This window comes from Paenibacillus sp. FSL E2-0178, assembly GCF_038593005.1.
Taxonomy (GTDB): Bacteria; Bacillota; Bacilli; order Paenibacillales; family Paenibacillaceae; genus Paenibacillus_AQ; species Paenibacillus_AQ phytohabitans.
Window position 1 is genome coordinate 8,122,663 of sequence record NZ_CP151953.1, and the last position, 22,092, is coordinate 8,144,754.

The following is a 22,092-nucleotide window of genomic DNA, read 5'->3' on the forward strand; positions in this document are numbered from 1 at the left end:
AGGAGGCGTAAGGGATGAATGCGGAGTTTATTATCGGTCTAGCCGGCCAAGCCGTATATTTGGTGCTGGAAACCAGCGCCCCCATGCTGATTCTTGGTCTGGTGGTAGGACTGATCGTCAGTATATTTCAAGCCACAACCCAGATTCAGGAGCAAACCCTGGCGTTTGTTCCCAAAATCGTTGCCGTACTGCTCGCATTACTGCTATTCGGTCCGTGGATTATAACGAAGCTGGTGGATTTCACCAGTCAAATTTTGGGCAGCCTCTATATGTATATCGGTTGAGATTATGAATATAGAGACCCTGCTGCAAAGTTTTCCTGTCTTTCTGCTGATTTTTTGTCGAATTACAGCCTTTTTTGTTGTCGTCCCTGTCTTTTCTTCGCAAAGTGTGCCGACAACATTCAAAATTGGTTTGTCTTTTTTTGTTTCCATGGTTATCTTCAGCTCAGGCGGGATGAACGTCACCGTTCCGCAGGATCTCAATTTTATTCTGCTGATCGTCAGAGAAGCTTTAATCGGACTGCTGCTTGGCTTTGTCGCGTATCTGATGTTTATGACGATTCAGACGGCGGGTTCTTTTATCGATATTCAGATCGGGTTTGGTATCGCCAATGTAATTGACCCGATGACTGGTGCATCTGCTCCTATCATCGGTAACTTCAAGTATATGATTGCGCTGCTGCTGTTTCTGGCGATGAACGGACATCACTATTTGCTGGATGCCATTGTTTACAGTTATAAATGGGTGCCGATCGACAATGACCTGTTCCTCAAAATGATCGACGGAAGCTTGTCGGAATTCCTGATACGCACCTTCGCACAATCCTTCATGCTGGCCTTTCAAATGTCGGCGCCGCTGGTTACCGCATTATTCTTGACGGATGTGGGTCTGGCCTTTCTGGCGAGAACCGCTCCGCAATATAATGTGTTCGTCATCGGGGTTCCGCTCAAAATCATTGTAGGTCTGGCGCTACTTCTTATACTGATGCCGGGGCTGGCTGTGCTGTTCCAGAATCTCTTCGACATTATGTTTGAGTCCATGCATAACTTACTTGGCCTCGTGGGGAAGAGTCCTTAGGTAACGGTAAGGAGAGAGTCATGGCTAAGCCAAAACGATATAAATTAAATCTTCAGCTGTTCGGGGGAGATAAGACTGAGAAGGCCACCCCGAAGAAACGGCAGGACGCCCGCAAGAAAGGGCAGGTTGCCAAAAGCGCGGAGATGTCCGGCGCAGTGGTGCTGTTCTCGGCATTGTTGTCGCTTAGCATTTTCGGCGGTTTCATGAAAGAACGCTTTGTCAAGCTGTTCACAGATGTGTTTCAGAACCGGATGATGATGGAAGTGACAGCGGAGAATATCTCCAAGCTGTTCAACCAGTACGGGCTGCAGATTCTGATTCTGCTGGCTCCCCTGCTGGGCATCACCTTCCTTCTGGCGCTTGTGGCCAACTTTGCGCAGGTGGGCTTTATGGCTAGCGGGGCAGGGATTACACCTAAGTTCGAGAAGATCAATCCGATCAAAGGCTTCAAGAATATTTTCTCCATGCGTTCGTTTGTAGAGTTCCTCAAGTCAATCTTCAAGCTGGTGCTGATAGCCTATCTGGTCTACAGCACGCTCTGGGGGGAGAAGGAGAGCTTTGCTTCCCTCGCACGTGTTAGCGCTGAAAGTGTGTTCGGCTTCGCTGCGAAGCTGACCATGAGCCTGGGCATCAAGATTGCGGCGGCTCTTTTTATCATGGCCGTTCTGGACTATATCTATCAGAAATATGAGCATGAGAAAAGTCTGAAAATGTCCAAGCAGGATATTAAGGACGAGTACAAAAAGATGGAGGGCGACCCCATCATTAAAGGTAAAATCAGGGAACGTCAGCGCAGAATGGCGATGCAGCGGATGATGCAGGAGGTCCCTAAGGCCGATGTTATCATCACGAACCCGACCCACTTTGCGGTTGCCCTGAAGTATGACGGTTCCAAAATGGAGGCTCCGCAGATTATAGCCAAGGGCCAGGATTATGTGGCGCTCCGTATCAGGGAGCTGGCCAAGGAGCATGGTGTTGTGACTATGGAGAATAAGCCGCTGGCACGGGCGCTATTCCAGAGAGCGGAAATCGGTGATGTAGTTCCGGCCGATTTGTTCCAGGCTGTTGCCGAAGTGCTGGCCTATGTATACAAGCTTAAAGGTAAGAGGAGATAAGCCGGGGGAGGTTAAGGACATTGAAAGCTAGAGATCTAACAGTTCTACTGGGCGTTATCGGCATTGTGCTTATGATGATTCTGCCCATCCCTGTCTGGCTTCTGGATGTACTGTTAATTGTCAATATCTCAATAGCCCTGACCATTATATTGGTCGCAATGAATACGAAGGATCCGCTGCAGTTCTCGATTTTCCCTTCATTACTCTTGATCACTACACTGTTCCGGTTAGCCTTGAATATCTCCACCACCAAACTGATTCTTGGTGATGGTCATGCCGGTGAGGTGGTAGCTACATTCGGAAGCTGGATTGCAGGGGGACAAATCGCTATAGGTTTCATCGTCTTCCTGATTCTGGTTGTGGTGCAGTTCATTGTTATCACCAAAGGCTCTGAGCGCGTTGCCGAGGTGGGGGCACGCTTTACACTGGATGCGATGCCCGGTAAACAAATGAGTATCGATGCGGATCTGAATGCAGGGATGATCAATGAGCAGCAGGCGCGCGAACGCCGGCGTAATGTTGAACGCGAAGCGGATTTCTTCGGAGCCATGGATGGTGCGAGTAAATTCGTTAAAGGTGACGCCATTGCCAGTATTATCATCCTGCTGATCAATCTGATCGGCGGCTTTATTATCGGGATGACAATTCACGGAATGTCCTTCCAGGATGCACTTTCGACCTATTCCATACTGACGATCGGGGATGGCCTGGTCAGCCAGATTCCGGCACTGCTTATTTCCACCGCTTCCGGTCTGATCGTAACCCGGGCGGCTTCGGAAGGCAATCTGGCTGAAGATTTGACTGGACAACTACTGTCTTATCCGAAGCTTCTATATATTGTAGCAGTGACCATTGCTTTTCTGGGTTTCTTCACCCCGATCACGGTGATGTCTACATTGCCTCTGGCAGGTCTGATGGCTTATGCGGCCTACAGCATGGGGCAGAAGGCCAGCAGGCAGCAGATTGCCGATGAACAGCTGGTAGAGGAGAAGCAGATTGAAGAAGTGCGCAGTCCCGAAAGTGTCATTAATCTGCTGACGGTTGACCCGATCGAGTTCGAATTCGGCTATGGCCTGATCCCTTTGGCGGATACGGGACAGGGCGGCGACCTGCTCGACCGTATCATCATGATTCGACGGCAATGTGCGCTTGAGATGGGTCTAGTCGTGCCGGTTATTCGTATTCGCGACAATATTCAACTAAAACCGAATGAATATGTCATCAAAATTAAAGGAAATAACGTTGGCGGCGGTGAATTATTACTTAATCACTATCTTGCCATGAGTCCCGGTTATGATGACGAGTCGATTAGCGGGATTGAGACTATCGAACCATCGTTTGGATTACCTGCATTATGGATTGATGAATCTGTTAAAGAACGTGCGGAGTTATCCGGTTATACCGTAGTGGATCCGCCTTCTGTTGTAGCCACGCATTTGACAGAGCTAATCAAACGTCACGGTCATGAGCTGCTGGGACGCCAGGAGACCAAACAGCTGGTCGATAATCTCAGAGAGAACTATCCCGTTCTGGTGGACGAACTCATTCCTTCCATACTGGCGGTTGGTGATATTCAGAAAGTCCTTGGCAAGCTGCTCCGTGAGAAGATTTCCATCCGGGATCTGGTAACGATCTTCGAGACTCTGGCGGATTATGGCACATACACCAAGGATCCTGATATTCTGACGGAATATGTCCGGCAGTCCCTGTCCAGGCAGATTACACAGCAATTCTCACAATCGGGTGAAACATTGCGTGTAATTACGGTAGGTCCCACACTTGAAAAGAAGATTACCGAAAGTGTTCAGCAGACAGAGCAAGGCAGCTATTTGGCACTTGATCCTGTTTCCACTCAAACCGTCTATCAGCGGCTTACGGAGCAGATCAATCGTCTCCTGCAATCCGGACAGCAGCCGATCGTCTTAACATCTCCTACCATTAGAATGTACTTGCGGCAGGTGATTGAACGGACGATGCAGGATATCCCGGTATTGTCTTACAGCGAGCTCGAGCCAAATATTGAAATTCAAAGCGTTGGGGTGGTGAATTTATGAGAGTGAAGCGTTATGTGGTCGATACGATGCCTGACGCCATGCATTCCATCCGCAGCGAACTTGGAAGCGACGCCGTCATTTTAAGCACCAAAGAGGTTAAAGTCGGCGGATTTATGGGCATGTTCACCAAAAAGAAAATTGAAGTCGTGGCAGCCGTTGAGAATACGCAGAAGCCGGCCGTGCCGGAGAAAGCACCTGCTCAACCGATGAATATACCACGAAGCGCTGTTCCGCAAGCTTACCAAAAGGCGGCTTCAGCATCTGCTCCTCAGGCTGGGCCGGTGAAAGAAACAACTTCAGCCCGATCATTTGCCGAAATTGCCGCTGCACTTTCTGATCATGGTGATCAGGGCGGCGGAGGGGTTGCTGTGCTCCCGGCACTGTCGAAGACATATGAGCCGGACATTACGGCAGTCGAACCCGCCAACGTGCCGCAGCCGGTTCCAAATCCGGAGGAGAGCCGCAGAACTCTCTCGGCAATCTATGATTCACTTGTCGCTGAAGAGCCTGCCCCTGGCGGTGTTCCTGCACAAGAGAGCGATGTCCTTCGTGAAATCAGGGATATGAAGCACTGGATGGAGCGTATCGCGCGTTATTCCTCCGGGGCAGCTGAATTGCCGGATGCGCTGGAAGTGCTCAAAGGCCGTCTGATTGATCAGGAAACAGATGCTGTACTTGTGGATGAATGGATTGGAAATGTTCTGGAGCGCTACCGGGGAGAAGGCAGCGGCTGGAGTGCGGATCGCTTCGGTGAGGCGCTGGAAGAGCAGATCGGTGAATTTCTGGCCGGACGCATCGGCAAAGGAATTGCTCCGGATACAAAGATCGTATACATTGCTGGACCTACAGGTGTAGGCAAGACAACGACCATTGCCAAACTGGCGGCAGAGCAGCTGTTTAAGCAGGGCCGCAAAGTGGGCCTGATTACCTCGGACACCTACCGGATTTCAGCAGTCGAGCAGCTTAGAACATACGCATCCATTCTGAATATGCCGCTGGAGGTTGTCCAGTCGCCCGGGGATCTGCAAAGAGCCATGTTCCGCCTGGAGGGCTGTGATCTGGTTCTTATGGATACTGCAGGCCGGAACTACCGCAACGAAATGCTGGTGGCCGAACTGCAGAGTCTGCTTGCCAAGGAGCTCAAAAGCGAAACCTTCCTGGTGCTCAGCCTGACATCCAAAAGCCGCGACATGAAAAAGATCGCTGAGCACTTTGGCAGATACCCGCTGGATAAGGTTATTTTCACGAAGCTGGATGAAACAGGCAGCTATGGCCCGCTCTTCAATGTTCTGAATGATTTTCCGCTAAAGCTCTCTTATATTACGAATGGCCAGAATGTTCCTGATGATCTTCTGATGGCTACCAGAGAGCAGATTAGCGGAATGCTGCTGGGAACAGGGGGCGAGTGATGGATCAGGCGCAAGCTTTAAGACGGTTAGTATCCAGCCAGGATTCCAGGCAGCTCACCGGCAGCGGAGTCTCTGCCCGGATCATTACCGTATGCAGCGGAAAGGGGGGAGTCGGAAAGTCGAATTTCACCCTTAACTTTGCACTTGCACTGAAATCCCTGGGGCGGAGAGTTCTATTGTTCGATGCCGATATCGGCATGGCTAACATTGACGTGCTTATGGGCGTGTCAGCGAAATACAATCTGTACCATCTGCTTAAGCGGGAAGCCGATATTGGACAGATCATTCAGTTGGGTCCGGATTCTTTACCTTTTATCGCAGGCGGTTCCGGAATGGATGAGCTGTTCTCACTCTCAGAAGCTGATCTGGACTACTTTACCGCTCAGATTGCGCAAATTGCCGACACGATGGACTTTATACTCTTTGACACAGGGGCTGGATTGTCGAAGGAAACGATGAAGTTTATCACTTCTGCAGATGACTGCCTGGTTGTCACGACACCTGAGCCTACCGCCATCACGGATGCATACGCGCTGATGAAAGTTGTTCATAATTCGCATCCTGAGGTTTCATTCCGGCTGATTGTCAATCAGGCGGGGGATGAACGGGAAGCAAGAGTGACCAGTGATAAAATCCGTATGGCCGCCAGCCGGTTTCTGCAGCTCGAACTCCCGTTTTTGGGCTATATAAGCAGTGATCCCCATGTAGTTCAGGCAGTGAAGAAACAAATTCCATTCTCAGTGGCTTTTCCGAACAGTATAGCAGCTAAAGATGTGCACCGGCTTGCGCTGAGCTATCTGGCTGTTGATTCAGTAGAAACCGCTAAAGTACAGGGCATCAAGGGATTTATCAGCAAGTGGTTGAAACGAAACAAATAATTGTTCTGAATTTGAGGGACAGAGGTGGAAATGCTATGAGGCCATACAAGGTTTTGGTCGTTGATGATTCCGCTTTTATGCGTAAAATCATTTCCGATTTAATTGAAAATGATCCTGACTTTCAGGTTACAGCGACGGCGTCCAACGGCCGTGAAGCTATCGAGAAAGTGAATGAGCTCCGGCCGGATCTGGTAACCATGGATGTGGAAATGCCGGAGATGAATGGTCTGGAGGCGCTGAAAATAATAATGGCCGAGCGGCCGCTTCCAGTCATTATGCTGTCAGGCATTAATGAAGAGGGGATGAAGGAAACCATTCTGGCGTTGGAATGGGGGGCTTTCGATTTCATCCGAAAGCCGTCCATTTCAAACTCCCAGGATATTATCGCAGTCGGGGAGTCACTCCGTGAGCAGATGAAGGAAGCCATGCTGGCGCGCGAACAGCGTGAAGCACGCGCTTCTGCTTACAAGGCTCCTGAACTGCCGCCTGTTGATCAGACGGTTCTGCCAGCGCCGCCTCCTGCTCCGCGAACGGTCATAGAACCAGTGAAACGGAAGGCAGAGCCGCTGAAGAAAGAAACGGAATCCCTGCGCAAGCCGGTCCAAAATACACTGAAGCCAAAGGGCAAAGCACCTCTGGAGCTGCCGGCAGACAAGAATCCGCCAGTGAAAGGCCCTGGCAGTGAAGTTACGAAGCGGCTGGGCAAGCCGGCTCCGGAAGTGCCACCACCTGCCTCCGGACGCTTCAGAAGCCGGACACGAGGGGATGCGGGAGCAGTATTGCCTGATCTGCGGGCTGCTGCCGCTGAGACGGCCGCAGGAGGCTTCATTGATCCTCCTGTAGCGCATGCAGGCCCTGTGAACGGAAACAGGGGTCTGCGCAAGCTGGTTGCTGTAGGATGCTCTACCGGCGGTCCCCGGGCGCTGAAGGCGTTCCTGGAGAACATTCCCGGTGATTTTCCGGCACCGATTGTCATTGTTCAGCATATGCCGCCTAATTTCACCAAATCGCTGGCCCAGCGGCTGAATACCTTCAGCGCACTGGAGGTTGCTGAAGCGGAGCATGGCATGGTTCTGCGGCAGGGGGCTGCGTATATTGCTCCCGGCGGATATCATCTGAAGGTTGCTCCGGCGGCCGGTGGCCAATATGTGATTGAGCTTACCAAGGAAGAAGCGCGCAACGGACATCGGCCTTCTGTAGATACGCTGTTCGAATCGGTACTGCAGCTTACCTCGCTTGAACGTCATGCGGTCATTATGACCGGGATGGGCAGCGACGGGGCTCGTATGATGAAGGCACTCTATGATTCGGGTGTGACGTCAACCTTTGCCGAGAGTGAAGAGACCTGTGTCGTTTACGGAATGCCGCGGTCAGCAGTGGAGCTACAATGCGTGAAACATGTCCTGCCTTTGCAAGAAATTGCTCCAAGGCTGGTGCAAGCCGTTAAATAAAGGAAAAGCGAACTCGAAGGGGAGGTGCTCGTTAGTGGACATGAACCAATATTTATCCATGTTTATTGATGAGTCAAATGATCATCTGCAGTCATTGAACGAAAGCATGATGGGGCTGGAAGCAAATCCTGAAGATCTGAGTATTGTCCAGGTGATTTTCCGCTCTGCCCATACCTTGAAAGGTATGGCGGCTACAATGGGTTTTGAGGATTTGGCTTCGCTTACGCACCAAATGGAGAATGTGCTTGATCTCGTGCGTAACAATAAACTGCGGATGCAGGATTTCATTTTTGACACACTGTTCAAGAGTATTGATGCTCTGGAATCCATGGTGGAGGACATCACAGGCGGAGGAGAGGGGAAGGCTGATGTATCGGCAATTGTAACCTCCCTCCAGGCTATCGTACGGGGAGAAGTTCCCGCTGCCGCCGGCGGAGCTGCTGCAGAAGTCACAGCGGCTGCTGCCGGCAATGCCACGGATGCCCAGGTGTTTCTGGATGAATTCCAGTACTCTGTGCTGGAGCAGTCGCTGCAGGAAGGCCATCAGGTGCTGTATGTTGATGTTGCCATCCGCAAGGACTGTCAGCTCAAGGCAGTGCGTGCATATATGGTCTTCGACCTTCTGGAGCGTTCAGGAGAAGTTGTTAAGTCCTTCCCTTCGGTTCAGGACATAGAGCAGGAGAAATTCGATTACGGATTCTCCCTCTACTACATAACCCAAAAGGATGCCAGTGAAATTCAGAAGATGATCCTGAATTTGTCGGAAATTGATACGGTTACAGCCGTAGCACTTGATCAGGAATCCCTGCGCCAGATGGGACAGGAAAGTGTTGCAGCTACCGCAGAAGCGCCTGCCCCTGCTCCGGTGCAGGAGGCTGCTCATGCTGCCTCTAACGCTTCACCGGCTGCTTCCGCACATGGCAAGGAAGAGAGTAAGGCAGCACCGGCCAGAGCAGGCGGAGCGCCTTCTCCTTCCCGCACGATCCGCGTGGACATCGAGCGTTTGGATGTACTCATGAATCTGTTCAGTGAGCTGCTCATTGACCGCGTTCGGCTGGAACAGCTGGCTTCCGAAGTGCAGAACGGGGATCTTACCGAAACGGTTGAACATATGGGCCGGGTCAGCGGGGATCTGCAGAACATAGTGATGAAGCTGCGCATGGTGCCGGTGGATACCGTATTTAACCGGTTCCCGCGGATGGTGCGCGATCTCGCCAAATCGCTTGACAAGAAAGTTGATCTGATCGTTACCGGTGCTGAAACAGAGCTGGACCGTACCGTAATTGATGAGATTGGTGATCCGCTTGTGCATTTGCTGCGTAATGCAGTAGACCACGGTGTGGAGTCCATAGCAGACCGTGTCGCTGCCGGCAAGCCGGAGACAGGGACCGTCCACCTCCGGGCTTTCCATAGCGGCAACCATGTCTTTATCGAGATTGAAGAAGACGGCAGAGGCATCTATCCGAAGAAGATTCTGGGGTCAGCAGTTAAGAAAGGCACCATTACCCAGGAGCAGGCCAATGCGATGTCTGATGATGAAGCGTATCAGCTTCTGTTTGCACCGGGCTTCAGTACCGCAGAGGTGATCTCTGACGTATCGGGCCGCGGCGTCGGTCTGGATGTAGTCAAAGCAAAGATCTCCTCACTGGGCGGCAACGTCACCATTTACTCTACACCGGGTAAAGGGACGAACTTCTCCGTTCAGCTCCCGCTGACCCTGTCGATTATCGCAGCCATGCTGGTTCGTCTGGGTTCAGAGAAATATGCAATTCCGCTCTCTTCCATTGTAGAGACAGGGATTGTCAAACAGTCTCAGATCCGTACCATTCACGGTAACAGAATGCTGGAATTCCGGGGCAGCCATATTCCGCTCGTTTCACTGAGCAAGATCTTCTCTATTCCGGACTATGATGAAAGCACCGAAGAGGAAACAGAGATTGTGGTTGTACGTAAGGGAGAGCGCCTGGTTGCCTTGGCGGTTCAAGACTTTATCGGGCAGAATGAGATTGTCATCAAGAATCTGGGCAAGTATCTGCCTGATGTTCAAGGAATTTCCGGAGCCACTATTCTTGGTGATGGACAAGTTGCACTTATTATCGATCCGAATGCTTTTATTAAATAATCAGGATAGAACAGGGAGGTTCATTCCATGGCTGAAGATATCAAAGTCATAGTATTTAAGCTTGGCACTGAAGAATACGGCATTGAAGTGGAGAAGGTCCAGACCATCGAGCGTATGATGCCCATTACCCGCGTGCCCAAGACCTATTCGTTTATCAAAGGTGTAATCAATCTGCGCGGTGTAGTCATCCCCGTTATTGATCTGCGCGGCCGTTTCAGTATTGAGGAAGCAGAGCATACAGACCAGACCCGGATCATTATTGTGAATGTGAATGAGATGGAAGTAGGCTTCATCGTCGATTCTGCGAATGATGTTATTGATTTGAACCGTGACATTATTGATACTCCACCGGATGTTGTTGGCGGGATCAAAGCGAAGTATCTGGACGGGGTGGCCAAAATCGGAGAAGACCGTCTGCTGATTATGCTTAACTTGTCCGAAGTGCTGAACAAGGGCGAAATCGTGCAACTGGAAAGCCTGGAGGGCTAGCCAGTGGAGCTATTCAAAAACTTCAAGGATTTCAAAATGGATGTGCTGAAAGAAGTCGGGAATATTGGAGCCGGTAACGCCGCCACCGCGTTGTCTCAGCTGCTCAATAAGCCGATTGATATGGCTGTACCCAAGGTGCAGCTTCTCAGTTTTGAGGAGATTACCGATAAGGTCGGCGGAGCTGAAGAATTGGTGTATGCTGTATTCCTCCGTGTAGAAGGTGAAGCTCCGGGCAACCTGTTCTTCATTCTCTCTCCGGAAGCAGCGACCAACCTGCTCAGCCGGATTGCCGGAATTGAGATTTCAGGCGGTGAAGAACTCAGTGAAATGGAGTTATCCGCTCTGAGCGAAATCGGCAATATCCTTGCCGGCTCCTACCTTTCATCACTGGCTGACTTTACCTCACTCTCCATGTATCCTACAGTACCGGCGCTTGCTATGGATATGGCCGGGGCAATTCTTGGATACGGGCTGCTGCAGTTCGGTCAGATGGGTGATGATGCGCTGCTGATCGATACGACGTTCCTGGAAGGCCAAAATGAGATTGAAGGGCAATTTTTCCTTATTCCCGATCCCGAATCATTCCCCAAAATATTCAAGGCATTAGGAGTACCGTTTGATAATGATTGAAGAACAGAGCATTATTAAAGTAGGCATGGCGGATCTTAACATAGGCAGCCAGGACAGTCTTATCCGTACGACCGGTCTTGGTTCCTGTGTTGGCCTGACACTGTTTGATCCCGGCAAAAGACTTGCAGGCATGGCACATGTCATGCTGCCCTCGTCAGATATTGCCCGGGAAGGACAGATGAATATTGCCAAGTTTGCCGATACCGCTGTGCCAGAGCTTTTATCCCGCCTGCTGGCGTTAGGGGCGGTCCGGAGCCGGATTGTGGCCAAGATGGCCGGAGGCTCGCAGATGTTCGCATTTGCCGGGGGGAGTGACACCATGAGGATCGGGCCTCGTAATGTGGAATCCTGCAAACTAGCACTGGACGCATTGAACATTCCGCTGATCGCGGAGGACACGGGTGGCAATTATGGACGTACGATAGAAATCGCCTGCAATACCGGGGTGCTCTTTATCCGCAGCGTTCAAAAAGGCCCGAAGGAAATATAGCCATGAGCAAGAAAATATTATTAAGCACAGGTCTCGGGTTGATTGGATTTCTATTTACGTTTCTTACAAACTACGGGCATAATTTAGTTGGAACCAGCCTGATCCGGGGAATATATGGATTTATTATCTGGTTTGTGCTTGCTTTCCTTCTAAGATGGGTATTGGGTGTTATTATTGGGAAATCCTCTGAATCTTCAGACCTTGAAGCCGGATTTGAAGATAACGGTGAGGCACTTGGTGCCAAGCTTGATATTCAAACGCCGGAAGAGGATCAGGAATTGAAGGACCTGCTGACACCGAAACCGGAAGCGGGAAGTGTGGACTTGAGTGGTTTCACACCTCTGCAGCCTCCAAAACTGGTCTCTATGAAAGATCCTGAAGAATTGGCCAAGGCCGTTCGTCACCTGAAAGAAGAATAAGCGAGTGCTGCGGCGAAAGTCCGTAATCTTGCGCCGCATGGTACCCGCTGACTAAACTTTGGGAAGGGTGAAAGCCGTTGAACGAGCATAAAGCTGCTCAGTCAGAAACAGATGGACTATGGGAACAATGGAAAGAGCAAGGTGATCCTGAGGCCAAAAAAAAGCTGATTGAGAGTTATCTCCATATCGTAGATTACGTATCCAGCCGTCTGGCAGTAGGACTGCCCAAAAATGTATCCAAAGATGACTTGGCCAGCAATGGTGTGATGGGACTGATTGATGCCATCGAGAAATTCGACTACAAGCGGGGACTGCAATTTCAGACCTATGCCTCCTGGCGGGTAAGAGGAGCAATCCTTGACTCTCTGCGGCAAAGTGACTGGGTTCCCAGATCCGTGCGCGAAAAAGCGAAAAAAATCGAGGATGCCTACCAGCAGCTGGAACAGAAGTATTTGAGATCTGTTAGTGACGATGAAATGAGCCAGTATCTGAACATTACTGAAACGGAGTTTCAGACTATGCTGCAGGATGTTGCAGTCATGTCGCTCTGCTCATTAGAAGATCCTATTCGTGAAGAAGAATCAGAGACACGGATGTCTATTCTGGTGGATGATAAGGCAAAGAATCCGGACCGCAAAGTGAATGAGTTCTATCTGCGTGATACGCTGACTAAAGGCATCGAGAAATTAACAGTGAAAGAACGGACCGTTGTGTCCCTTTTATATTATGAGGATTTATCTTTGAGCGAGATCGCTGAAGTGATGTCACTCTCTCCTTCGCGGATCTCACAGCTTCATTCGAAGGCTATTTTGCGGCTAAGAGGAACACTTGAGAAGAACCGTGATCTTCTTATGCAAAATGATTAACCGGGCGCCGGTGACAAGGGGGAGCAGAATTTGATCGGTCAATATGTTTTGGGCCAATACCTGAGTATTACGTTTTCGGATGATAAAGGGATTGCTTACCTCCAGTTCATCAAGAAGGATGAGAATTTCTCCTGTACAATTGAAGATCTTGAAAGCTTCCTGGTCAGTCACAACATTCGATTTGGCATCCAGCGGGATATTGTTCAGCGGATCTGCAGCAACCCGGAAGAATATTTCTGGAACAGGGTGCCGATCGCAATCGGCCAGCCTGCTGTCAACGGCAAGGATGGACGGATGGTACTGACCGTGGATCTGGAGGAAGACCGTAAGCCGCTGGAGAAAGAAGATGGCAAGGTTGACTATAAGGATCTGGTCCGGCTTCACAATGTGAGGAAGGGCCAGCTTATAGCCAGAATCATACCGGCAGAGAATGGTGTAAGCGGAAAGACAGTGACCGGGGAGGAGCTTCCGTATAGAGCAGGGAAGCAAGCCCATTTCAAGGTTGGCAAGAATGTACTGGTGGATCAGGAAGAGACCTCCATGTATTCGGCGATAGATGGATTGGTTACGCTGACAGACAAGGGCAAGATCAATGTATTTCCTGTATATGAGGTCAATGGTGATGTGGATTACAGTACAGGGAATATTGATTTTGTCGGGACGGTTGTCATTCGCGGCAACGTGCTTACCGGCTTCACCGTCAAATCCGCCGGAGATATCCGAGTGGTTGGCGGGGTTGAAGGTGCTGAGCTGATATCCGGCGGCTCCATCGAGATTACCGGCGGAATTATCGGCTATAACAAAGGCCTCGTAAGCGCCGGGAAAAATGTCAAAGTCTCATTTATCCAGGATGGCAATGTAGTGGCCGGAGAAGATGTAATTGTCTCGCAAAGCATTATGCATTCCAACATCCGCGCAGGCCGTGATGTGCTCTGCAACGGTGCCAAAGGTTTGATTGTAGGCGGGATAGTACAGGCAGGCGATAAAGTTGTCGCACGGACCATCGGAAATACGATGTCGACGGCAACAGCGGTTGAGGTGGGCGTTGTTCCCGAGCTGAGAAATGAGATTAATGAGCTGCGCCAGGAGTTGCGTCACCTTCTTGAGAATGAAGACAAGACCAATAAGGCATTATACCTTCTCAATCAGTTGGCGAACAACGGTCAGCTTTCCCCGGATAAGGTGGCGCTCCGCGTGAAGCTCAATGCGACCAAGCAATCCCATATGCGTGATGAAAAGAGAATCAAAGAACGCGTACTGGAGATCGAGCGGATGCTTGAGGATACGGGCAGGGCACGGGTGGATGTGATCAAAACAATCTATGGAGGATCAAAGATTGTTATTGGCAGGTATACCAGATTCGTTAAAGATCCTACAGAACGGGTATCCTTTGTTTACAGTGAAGGGGATATATCGATAATACCGTACATTTAAGCAGGCAGGCAGCTGGAGCGGCCTGCTATTCCTTGATTCTATATGGACTATGGGAGATGAGATCTGATGAGTCTGAAACCGGTGGAACTGCAAATCGCCCTGCCCCGGACACATGATGCGGCTAAAGTTCAGAACAGCCAGCAGCAGCGTCCGGCGCTTGACCAGCAGCAATTGGCAGGCCAGAACGTCAAGCATAGCCAGGAAATCGCCATGCGCAGCAGTGAGGTGGACGAATCTTCGGAATCAGCACTGCGGGACGGGGGTAAGGAGAAGCAGCCGGACAGTCACGCTGATCCGCGTCAGCCAAGGAAGCCGGAGACCGTCCACGATGCCGAGCATCCTTATAAGGGACACCGGATAGATTTCAGTCTTTGAGTACAGTTAAGCTATTGAAAGAGTAAGCTTCTATGAATTGATTGTAAAAGGAGATTAGACACTTGGACCCATGGGTATATATCGTGCTGGTAGGCGCTGTCGCTATCGTTTATGCCCTGAGACTGCCGGCAAAGGCCAGCAAGGAAGACTCGGATGAGAAGAAGAGCCTCAAGGAGACGGAGGCCGCGCTGGAGTTATATATGGCAGATATCGAACATGAGAATACAGAACTGCTTCAGCTGGTCGGCAGCATCAAAGCGCAGTCGCAGAGTAACAAAACAGCCCTGCAGGAAGAGATTGGCACACTGCGTGAGCAGGTGACTGAGCTTAGTAAGAGCCTGCTGCTTCTGGATGCCCGGCTGACGGCTGAAGAGAAAGGCCTGCTTCAGCTTGCCGCAACCTTCTCAAGGGAACCTTCGGCTGCCCAGTCTGCGGAGAATGCTTCTGCAGCCCCAACTGCTGAAGCTGAAATTCAGCCTGCCAGGCAAAAGCCGGTCAGCTCCATAAAGCTGAGGTATCCGCGATTGTTCGAACTGCATGAACAAGGCAAATCGATAGATTCTATCGCCAAGACTGCAGGTCTCCAGCGGGGCGAGGTCCAGCTGATTCTGCAGTTGGCCCATCAGGAGGAATCGGTATGATCAAGAACCGGTTTTTCATGCTCGGGTTAGGTGTCGGGCTCATTGTCGGCGCACTGCTGCTGCAGTTGATGATTGCCGGGAAGGCTGATCCGCTCACCAAAGAACAGCTGATCAAGGAAGCGGAGCGACTGAATATGACTGTGGTGGATCACGCGCAGGCCACAGATGAAGGGACGGGCAGCGGGGAAGAGGAAGCACAGGAAGGCACTTCTGCGGGAACGCCTGAGTCTTCCCAGGTTCCCGCAGAGCTGGCTGCAACTGCTTCTCCAGCTCCTGCGGCCACACCTAAAGCCGCAGTGGAGCCGAGTGCAGCTGTGACTCCCGGCAAGCCGTCAGCGCCAGTACAGCCGGAGAGCAGTGCTGCAGACACGGGTATTGTAGCTCCAGCCAGTCCGGAAGCGCCTGCGGTTGCAGTGAACGGCGATATTTCTGTGCGTATTCCTACAGGAATTACACTCGCCCAAACTGCGGATGTGCTGGCCGGTGCCGGAGTTATTCAAGATAAAGCGGAGTTTCTTAAGAAGGCGAACAGCCGTAAAGTGAACAAGATTATCCAATACGGCAGCTACAATTTTGCCAAGGGCGAGAGCATGGATTCTATTATTGATAAGCTGATTACTGTGAAGAAATAAGTGTTTTACGATAAGAAATTTATAAATTCACAGTAATCGTTGCATAGAATAATTTAATATGGTATAGTAATTGACGGTGTTAAAACACACGCCGGTTGATTTCGACAAGAGGTGCTTTCTTCTGAAGAAAGTCTTGTAGAAAGATGACACGCGGCGGAGGAGACACACAATAAACCAAAATTAGGAGGTGTGTGAAGATGGCAGTAATTTCCATGAAGCAGCTTCTCGAAGCTGGGGTACACTTCGGTCATCAGACTCGTCGTTGGAATCCAAAGATGGATCGTTATATCTTCACTGAAAGAAACGGAATTTACATTATTGACTTGCAGAAAACAGTCAAAAAGGTAGAGGAAGCTTACAACTTTGTAAAGAGCGTCGCTGGCGACAACGGCACAATCCTATTCGTAGGAACAAAGAAACAAGCACAGGATTCCGTAAAAGAAGAAGCTGAACGTTCGGGTATGTTCTTCATTAACCAACGTTGGCTGGGTGGTACCCTGACTAACTTCCAGACTATTCAGAAGCGTATTGACCGTCTGAAGAAATTGGAAGCTTGGGAAGAAGACGGTACCTTCGCAGTATTGCCTAAGAAGGAAGTTATCCTTCTCCGCAAAGAGAAAGATCGTCTTGAAAAATTCCTGGGCGGTATCAAAAACATGAAAGGTCTTCCAAGCGCGCTGTTCATCATTGACCCGCGTAAAGAGCGTATTGCTGTAGCAGAAGCTCGCAAATTGGGTATTCCTATCGTAGCTATCGTTGATACTAACTGCGATCCGGACGAAATCGACTACGTAATTCCAGGCAATGACGACGCTATCCGCGCCGTGAAGCTCTTGACTGGTAAAATGGCTGACGCTGTTGTTGAAGCTCATCAGGGCGAAGACACAACTACTGCTTAAGTAGTATCCGGGACATAAACAAGAACTTAAATGAAAAGGGTGGTTGGCAGGTGGATAACCTCTCACTGCCCTTTTTTTAGGATAATGGGCCTTGAGCCCGCGTATGACAACGACAATTATCTGGAGGGAATAACAATGGCAGTAGATGCAAAGGCAGTAAAGGAACTTCGTGAAAGAACAGGAGCAGGAATGCTCGATTGTAAAAAGGCACTTGAAGAAGCAAATAACGATATCACAAAAGCAGCTGAATTGCTTCGTGAAAAAGGTCTGTCCGCAGCAGCTAACAAAGCTGGACGTATCGCTACTGAAGGTACAGTAGAATCTTACATCCACGCTGGCGGCCGTATCGGCGTTCTGGTAGAAATCAACTGCGAAACTGACTTCGTAGGTAAAACAGATTCCTTCAAAGATTTCGCACGTGATATCGCAATGCAAATCGCAGCAGCGAACCCGCTGTATGTTCGCCGTGAAGAAGTGCCGGCTGCAGATGTTGAGAAAGAAAAAGAAATTCTTAAGAACCAGGCGCTGAACGAAGGCAAGCCTGAGAAAATCGTTGAAAAAATGGTTGAAGGCCGCATCAGCAAGTTCTATGAAGAATATTGCCTGCTTGAACAGCCTTTCGTTAAAGACCCAGACAAGACTATTTCCCAATTGCTGAACGAAAAAATCAGCACTATTGGCGAAAACATCTCCATCCGCCGTTTCGTTCGTTACGAGCTGGGTGAAGGTCTTGAGAAGAAAGTCGATAACTTTGTTGAAGAAGTAATGGCACAAGTGAACCAATAATAGCTGAGAAGCATTTTGTAATAAGAACTGAATAAAGGCAAGCATCAAAAGAGCGGAACACATATCACGTAGTGTTCCGTCTTTTGTAAGAAAGTGAGGGTATACAATTGGAACAGCCGGTATTTAAGAGAGTAGTCCTTAAGGTTAGCGGTGAATCACTTGCCGGACAGAATGGCTATGGCATCGATGCCGAAACGATCATCTCCATCGCGGAGCAGGTCAAGGAAGTCGTTGAGCTTGGAGTTCAGGTTGCCATTGTGTGCGGCGGAGGTAACATCTGGCGCGGAATCGCGGGAAGTGCAAGCGGCATAGACCGTGCGACAGCGGATTATATGGGAATGCTGGCAACCGTCATGAACTCACTGGCACTGCAGGATGCCCTGGAGCAGATCGATGTTCCTACACGGGTTCAGACCTCCATTGCCATGCAGCAAATTGCTGAGCCTTATATCCGCCGCCGGGCAATCCGGCATCTGGAAAAGGGCCGTGTAGTTATTTTTGCCGCAGGAACAGGGAATCCGTTCTTCTCGACTGATACAACGGCAGCGCTCAGAGCGGCCGAGATTGAAGCCGAAGTGATTCTGATGGCGAAGAACAAAGTAGATGGTGTCTATTCCGCGGATCCGTTCAAGGACAGCACTGCCGTGAAATACGAGCAGCTTACTTACATGGATATTCTGAACAAGAACCTGGGTGTTATGGATTCCACCGCTTCCTCTCTCTGCATGGATAATAATATACCGCTCATTGTGTTTGCTATTACAGAGCAAGGCAATATTAAACGTGTCGTTCTCGGCGAAAAGATCGGGACGATTGTTAAAGGGAGTGTAAATTAATGCCACAATCGGTGAAGAAAAATGCCGAAGAGCGTATGGAAAAAGCGATTTTGTCGCTAAAACGCGATTTGGCTACGCTGCGGGCAGGACGTGCTTCGACGTCACTGCTGGATCGCATTCAAGTGGAATACTACGGTGCTCCGACTCCTCTTAATCAGCTGGCTAACATCAGCACACCGGATTCCCGGACACTGCTGATCCAGCCGTGGGACAAAACATCGATGTCTGACATCGAGCGGGCGATTATGAAGTCTGATATCGGGATTACACCTGCCAATGACGGTACAATCATCCGTTTGTCCATTCCACCGCTTACTGAAGAACGCCGCGGCGAGCTTGTAAAGTTCACCAAGAAGTTCGGAGAAGAAGCGAAGGTAGCCATCCGTAACATCCGCCGCGATGCGAATGATGATATCAAGAAGATGGAGAAGAACGGCATTTCGGAAGACGAATCACATGGACATCAGGAAGATATCCAGAAATCAACGGATAAGTTCATAGCTGAAGTCGATAAAGTGCTCTTGTCCAAAGAAAAAGAGATTATGGAAGTATAATGAAATTCAAGAGACTTCAGGCCCCTCCGTCTATGGTGGGGTTTGTCTCTTTCTGATAAGAGCTTGGAGGAAACGGAAATGATCAAACGGATTCAAGAATGGCTGAGCCGTAAAGACAGGCAGGAGCCAGTCGAGATTTCACCGGATAATATTCCCCGGCATGTAGCTGTAATTATGGATGGCAACGGACGCTGGGCGAAACGGCGCGGCTTGCCCCGTATTGTGGGCCATCAGAACGGGATGAAGGCGGTCAAACGTGCGACAATCGCGGCGAATGACCTGGGAGTAGAGTTCTTGACCATGTACGCTTTCTCCACGGAGAACTGGAAGCGGCCGAAGGATGAGGTTGATTTCCTGATGCGCTTGCCTGTGGAATTTCTGGCCATTGAACTGGATGAACTGATTGAGAAGAATGTACAGGTACGTGTAATGGGGGATACCGAGGCTTTGCCTTCCCATACCCGCAGGGCTATGGAAGAAGCGGTTGCCCGGACCGAAGGGAATACCGGACTTATACTTAATTTTGCGCTGAACTACGGTGGCCGTAAAGAGATTGAAGACTGTATGCGTGGCTTGGGCAAGGATATCCAGGCAGGTATTCTGACGCCTGATGAGATTACTTCAGCACTGATAGACAGCAGACTTTTATCCGGCGGACTGCCTGACCCTGATCTGCTGATCCGTACGAGCGGCGAAATGCGCCTCAGTAACTTTATGCTCTGGCAGATTGCCTACAGTGAATTATGGTTTACAGATGTGTACTGGCCGGAGTTCGACAAGACGCATCTGATGCAGGCTGTGGCGGAATATCAGCGCCGCACACGCCGTTATGGTGGATTGAAGTAGCCTGATGGGAGATGGGAATCTTTGAAGCAGCGATTGATTACCGGAATTGTTGCCGGAGCCTTGTTTTTGGGCTTGTGCTTTTTGGGAGGCTGGCCGTATCAGCTGTTGCTGACTGCCATGGCCCTCATCGGCTTTTATGAATTTGTAAAAATGACAGGTACAGCAACCTTCGGAGGGACTGCTGTACTTGGTTATGCGTCCGTAGTATGCTTCATGATCCCCTGGAATCTGCTGGGGACTTCCGAGTTATTATCGTGGGAGCAGGGAATCTGGCTGCTCATGCTGTTATTCCTGCTGGTTACGGTCTTCAGCAAGAACAAGCTGGATATTAAGATCACCGCTTTGATGTTCATCGGCATTGTATACATAGGGATGGGCTTCTCTTATATGGCTATCGCCCGCGGTGCGGGCGATGGACATGGGCTTCTCTGGACGTTTCTGCTGCTGTGCTGCATCTGGGGAAGTGATGCCGGAGCGTATTTTGTCGGCCGAAGCTTCGGACGCAATAAGCTCTGGCCGGCGATTAGTCCTAACAAAACTATCGAAGGTGCCCTTGGCGGAGTATTAATCTCTGCCGTGATATCAATTGTTTTTGCCCTATTGGTTCCTGATCTGCTGACAATCGGACGCGCACTGCTTATCGGGGTTTCCTGCGCCGTTCTGGGTCAGCTCGGAGATCTTGTACAGTCTGCTTATAAACGGGTGTACGGTATTAAGGATTCAGGCTCGTTGCTGCCTGGTCATGGAGGCATCCTGGACCGCTGTGACAGCTGGATTATCGTATTTCCTTTCGTACATATCGTAATGCTGATGCCTTACTATTAACGACAGGAAGAAGGTTTCAACTGTGAAAAGAATCAGTATTCTCGGCTCTACGGGTTCCGTCGGCACCCAGACACTCGATGTCGTGGCCATGCATCCGGAAGCCTTTGTAGTGGACGGGCTGGCAGCGGGATCGAATACCCGGCTGCTCATGGAGCAGGTCCACCGCTTCCATCCGCGCCGTGTTTCTGTGTCTACACCGGAGCTTGCTGCGGAGATCAGATCCAGTCTGCCTGCCGGCGTAGAGCTCTACAGCGGACGTGAAGGTCTGGTGGAGATTGCCGCCGGCGGTGACGCTGAGACGGTTGTGACTGCCCTTGTGGGCAGCGTGGGGCTGCAGTCTACAATGGCGGCTATTGAAGCCGGTAGACATATTGGACTCGCCAACAAGGAAACGCTGGTTACCGCCGGACACCTGGTTACGGAGCTGGCGGGCCGCAAAGGCGTTAAGCTGCTGCCGGTTGACAGCGAGCATTCAGCCATTTTTCAATGCTTAAACGGCGAGAACCGCGAAGATGTGGCCTCGATTACCATCACAGCATCCGGAGGATCTTTCCGTGATTATACGCGAGCACAGCTTAAGAATGTTACTGTAGAGGATGCGCTGCGCCACCCGAACTGGAGCATGGGGGCTAAGATTACGATTGATTCGGCAACCATGGTTAACAAAGGGCTGGAAGTTATCGAAGCGCATCATCTATTTGCCCTCCCGTATGAACAGATTAATGTGCTGCTGCATCCGGAGAGCATTATTCACTCCTATGTGGAATTCCGTGACAGCAGTATCATCGCGCAGCTGGGAACGCCGGATATGCGGGTTCCGATTCAATATGCGCTCACTTATCCGGACCGCTGGCAGTCGCCTGCTGAGCGGCTGTCGCTGGCCAAAGTGGCCAGTCTCACTTTCCGTGAGATGGACTACGAGCGCTTCCCGGCCTTGAAGCTGGCTATCGACTGCGGCACCATGGGAGGTACGGCTACAACTGCCTTCAATGCAGCGAATGAGATTGCCGTTGCCCGCTTCCTGCGCGGCGAGATTCCGTTCCTGCGGATTGACGAGATTATTGATGAAGTCCTTCAGCGCCATGAGAATGCGGCTCATCCGAATCTGGAGCAGATTCAGCACTGTGATACGGTGACCCGGGAACTTGCGGCTGTGCTGTAAGCGGACAATGCGAATTTTGTATTCCGGAAATATTTGTTATGCCCTGAAAAATAGGGGTGGACTGTTGATTCTCTTGTGCCTTACCTTGGAATAATGATA

At 50.4% G+C, this 22,092-nt stretch carries 24 protein-coding genes; all 24 read left to right on the plus strand.

Features of this window, described 5'->3' with window-relative positions:
- Positions 1 to 14: 14 nt before the first annotated feature.
- The 24 genes from fliQ to MHI42_RS35255 all read left to right on the plus strand — a co-directional run bounded on the left by fliQ (position 15) and on the right by MHI42_RS35255 (position 21,993).
- Positions 15 to 284 (plus strand): flagellar biosynthesis protein FliQ, encoded by a 270-nt coding sequence (gene fliQ, locus MHI42_RS35140; protein ID WP_036692523.1) that lies wholly within the window; start codon positions 15 to 17, stop codon positions 282 to 284.
- A gap of 4 nt (positions 285 to 288) precedes the next feature.
- On the plus strand, positions 289 to 1,080 hold the full coding sequence (fliR, locus tag MHI42_RS35145) for a flagellar biosynthetic protein FliR (protein ID WP_039295194.1): 792 nt from the start codon (positions 289 to 291) through the stop codon (positions 1,078 to 1,080).
- 20 nt (positions 1,081 to 1,100) lie between these two features.
- Positions 1,101 to 2,195, plus strand: coding sequence for a flagellar biosynthesis protein FlhB (gene flhB, locus MHI42_RS35150; RefSeq protein WP_039295197.1), 1,095 nt, complete (start codon positions 1,101 to 1,103; stop codon positions 2,193 to 2,195).
- Between the two features lie 20 nt (positions 2,196 to 2,215).
- A complete protein-coding gene (gene flhA / locus MHI42_RS35155; RefSeq protein WP_039295198.1) occupies positions 2,216 to 4,249 on the plus strand; it encodes a flagellar biosynthesis protein FlhA in 2,034 nt (677 codons plus the stop codon).
- Entirely contained in the window at positions 4,246 to 5,658 is a 1,413-nt protein-coding gene (gene flhF / locus MHI42_RS35160) for a flagellar biosynthesis protein FlhF (protein WP_342422179.1), read from the plus strand. The genes flhA and flhF overlap by 4 nt, the downstream gene beginning before the upstream one ends.
- On the plus strand, positions 5,655 to 6,536 hold the full coding sequence (locus tag MHI42_RS35165) for a MinD/ParA family protein (RefSeq protein WP_042138144.1): 882 nt from the start codon (positions 5,655 to 5,657) through the stop codon (positions 6,534 to 6,536). Before flhF ends, MHI42_RS35165 begins: the two co-directional genes overlap by 4 nt.
- A gap of 35 nt (positions 6,537 to 6,571) precedes the next feature.
- Positions 6,572 to 7,987: a chemotaxis-specific protein-glutamate methyltransferase CheB gene (cheB, locus tag MHI42_RS35170; RefSeq protein WP_342422180.1), complete on the plus strand. Its 1,416-nt coding sequence runs from the start codon at positions 6,572 to 6,574 to the stop codon at positions 7,985 to 7,987.
- A 34-nt stretch (positions 7,988 to 8,021) separates the two neighbouring features.
- Positions 8,022 to 10,109, plus strand: coding sequence for a chemotaxis protein CheA (locus MHI42_RS35175; protein ID WP_342422181.1), 2,088 nt, complete (start codon positions 8,022 to 8,024; stop codon positions 10,107 to 10,109).
- Between the two features lie 27 nt (positions 10,110 to 10,136).
- Entirely contained in the window at positions 10,137 to 10,598 is a 462-nt protein-coding gene (locus MHI42_RS35180) for a chemotaxis protein CheW (protein WP_039295214.1), read from the plus strand.
- A gap of 3 nt (positions 10,599 to 10,601) precedes the next feature.
- A complete protein-coding gene (locus MHI42_RS35185; protein ID WP_039295218.1) occupies positions 10,602 to 11,228 on the plus strand; it encodes a chemotaxis protein CheC in 627 nt (208 codons plus the stop codon).
- A complete protein-coding gene (locus MHI42_RS35190; RefSeq protein ID WP_039295222.1) occupies positions 11,221 to 11,718 on the plus strand; it encodes a chemotaxis protein CheD in 498 nt (165 codons plus the stop codon). Before MHI42_RS35185 ends, MHI42_RS35190 begins: the two co-directional genes overlap by 8 nt.
- 2 nt (positions 11,719 to 11,720) lie before the next feature.
- Positions 11,721 to 12,137: a hypothetical protein gene (locus MHI42_RS35195; RefSeq protein WP_042138137.1), complete on the plus strand. Its 417-nt coding sequence runs from the start codon at positions 11,721 to 11,723 to the stop codon at positions 12,135 to 12,137.
- A 77-nt stretch (positions 12,138 to 12,214) separates the two neighbouring features.
- On the plus strand, positions 12,215 to 13,003 hold the full coding sequence (locus tag MHI42_RS35200; RefSeq protein ID WP_042138136.1) for a FliA/WhiG family RNA polymerase sigma factor: 789 nt from the start codon (positions 12,215 to 12,217) through the stop codon (positions 13,001 to 13,003).
- A gap of 30 nt (positions 13,004 to 13,033) precedes the next feature.
- A complete protein-coding gene (locus MHI42_RS35205; RefSeq protein ID WP_042138132.1) occupies positions 13,034 to 14,437 on the plus strand; it encodes a FapA family protein in 1,404 nt (467 codons plus the stop codon).
- Between the two features lie 66 nt (positions 14,438 to 14,503).
- Positions 14,504 to 14,812: a hypothetical protein gene (locus MHI42_RS35210; protein ID WP_340944805.1), complete on the plus strand. Its 309-nt coding sequence runs from the start codon at positions 14,504 to 14,506 to the stop codon at positions 14,810 to 14,812.
- Between the two features lie 62 nt (positions 14,813 to 14,874).
- The gene (locus MHI42_RS35215) at positions 14,875 to 15,453 is read left to right on the plus strand and encodes a hypothetical protein (RefSeq protein ID WP_342422182.1); all 579 of its coding nucleotides are present in this window, start codon (positions 14,875 to 14,877) and stop codon (positions 15,451 to 15,453) included.
- Entirely contained in the window at positions 15,450 to 16,085 is a 636-nt protein-coding gene (locus MHI42_RS35220; RefSeq protein ID WP_342422183.1) for a hypothetical protein, read from the plus strand. Before MHI42_RS35215 ends, MHI42_RS35220 begins: the two co-directional genes overlap by 4 nt.
- 197 nt (positions 16,086 to 16,282) lie before the next feature.
- Positions 16,283 to 16,984, plus strand: coding sequence for a 30S ribosomal protein S2 (gene rpsB, locus MHI42_RS35225; RefSeq protein WP_036692565.1), 702 nt, complete (start codon positions 16,283 to 16,285; stop codon positions 16,982 to 16,984).
- Positions 16,985 to 17,119: 135 nt separating this feature from the next.
- Positions 17,120 to 17,770, plus strand: coding sequence for a translation elongation factor Ts (gene tsf / locus MHI42_RS35230; protein ID WP_039295244.1), 651 nt, complete (start codon positions 17,120 to 17,122; stop codon positions 17,768 to 17,770).
- Positions 17,771 to 17,877: 107 nt separating this feature from the next.
- Positions 17,878 to 18,606: a UMP kinase gene (gene pyrH, locus MHI42_RS35235; RefSeq protein ID WP_039295247.1), complete on the plus strand. Its 729-nt coding sequence runs from the start codon at positions 17,878 to 17,880 to the stop codon at positions 18,604 to 18,606.
- The gene (frr, locus tag MHI42_RS35240) at positions 18,606 to 19,160 is read left to right on the plus strand and encodes a ribosome recycling factor (protein WP_039295250.1); all 555 of its coding nucleotides are present in this window, start codon (positions 18,606 to 18,608) and stop codon (positions 19,158 to 19,160) included. Before pyrH ends, frr begins: the two co-directional genes overlap by 1 nt.
- Positions 19,161 to 19,238: 78 nt before the next feature.
- Complete coding sequence (locus MHI42_RS35245) at positions 19,239 to 20,006, plus strand: isoprenyl transferase (RefSeq protein ID WP_039295253.1); 768 nt, start codon at positions 19,239 to 19,241, stop codon at positions 20,004 to 20,006.
- A 21-nt stretch (positions 20,007 to 20,027) separates the two neighbouring features.
- The gene (locus tag MHI42_RS35250) at positions 20,028 to 20,831 is read left to right on the plus strand and encodes a phosphatidate cytidylyltransferase (protein WP_342422184.1); all 804 of its coding nucleotides are present in this window, start codon (positions 20,028 to 20,030) and stop codon (positions 20,829 to 20,831) included.
- Positions 20,832 to 20,853: 22 nt separating this feature from the next.
- On the plus strand, positions 20,854 to 21,993 hold the full coding sequence (locus MHI42_RS35255; RefSeq protein WP_171716071.1) for a 1-deoxy-D-xylulose-5-phosphate reductoisomerase: 1,140 nt from the start codon (positions 20,854 to 20,856) through the stop codon (positions 21,991 to 21,993).
- Positions 21,994 to 22,092: the final 99 nt, after the last annotated feature.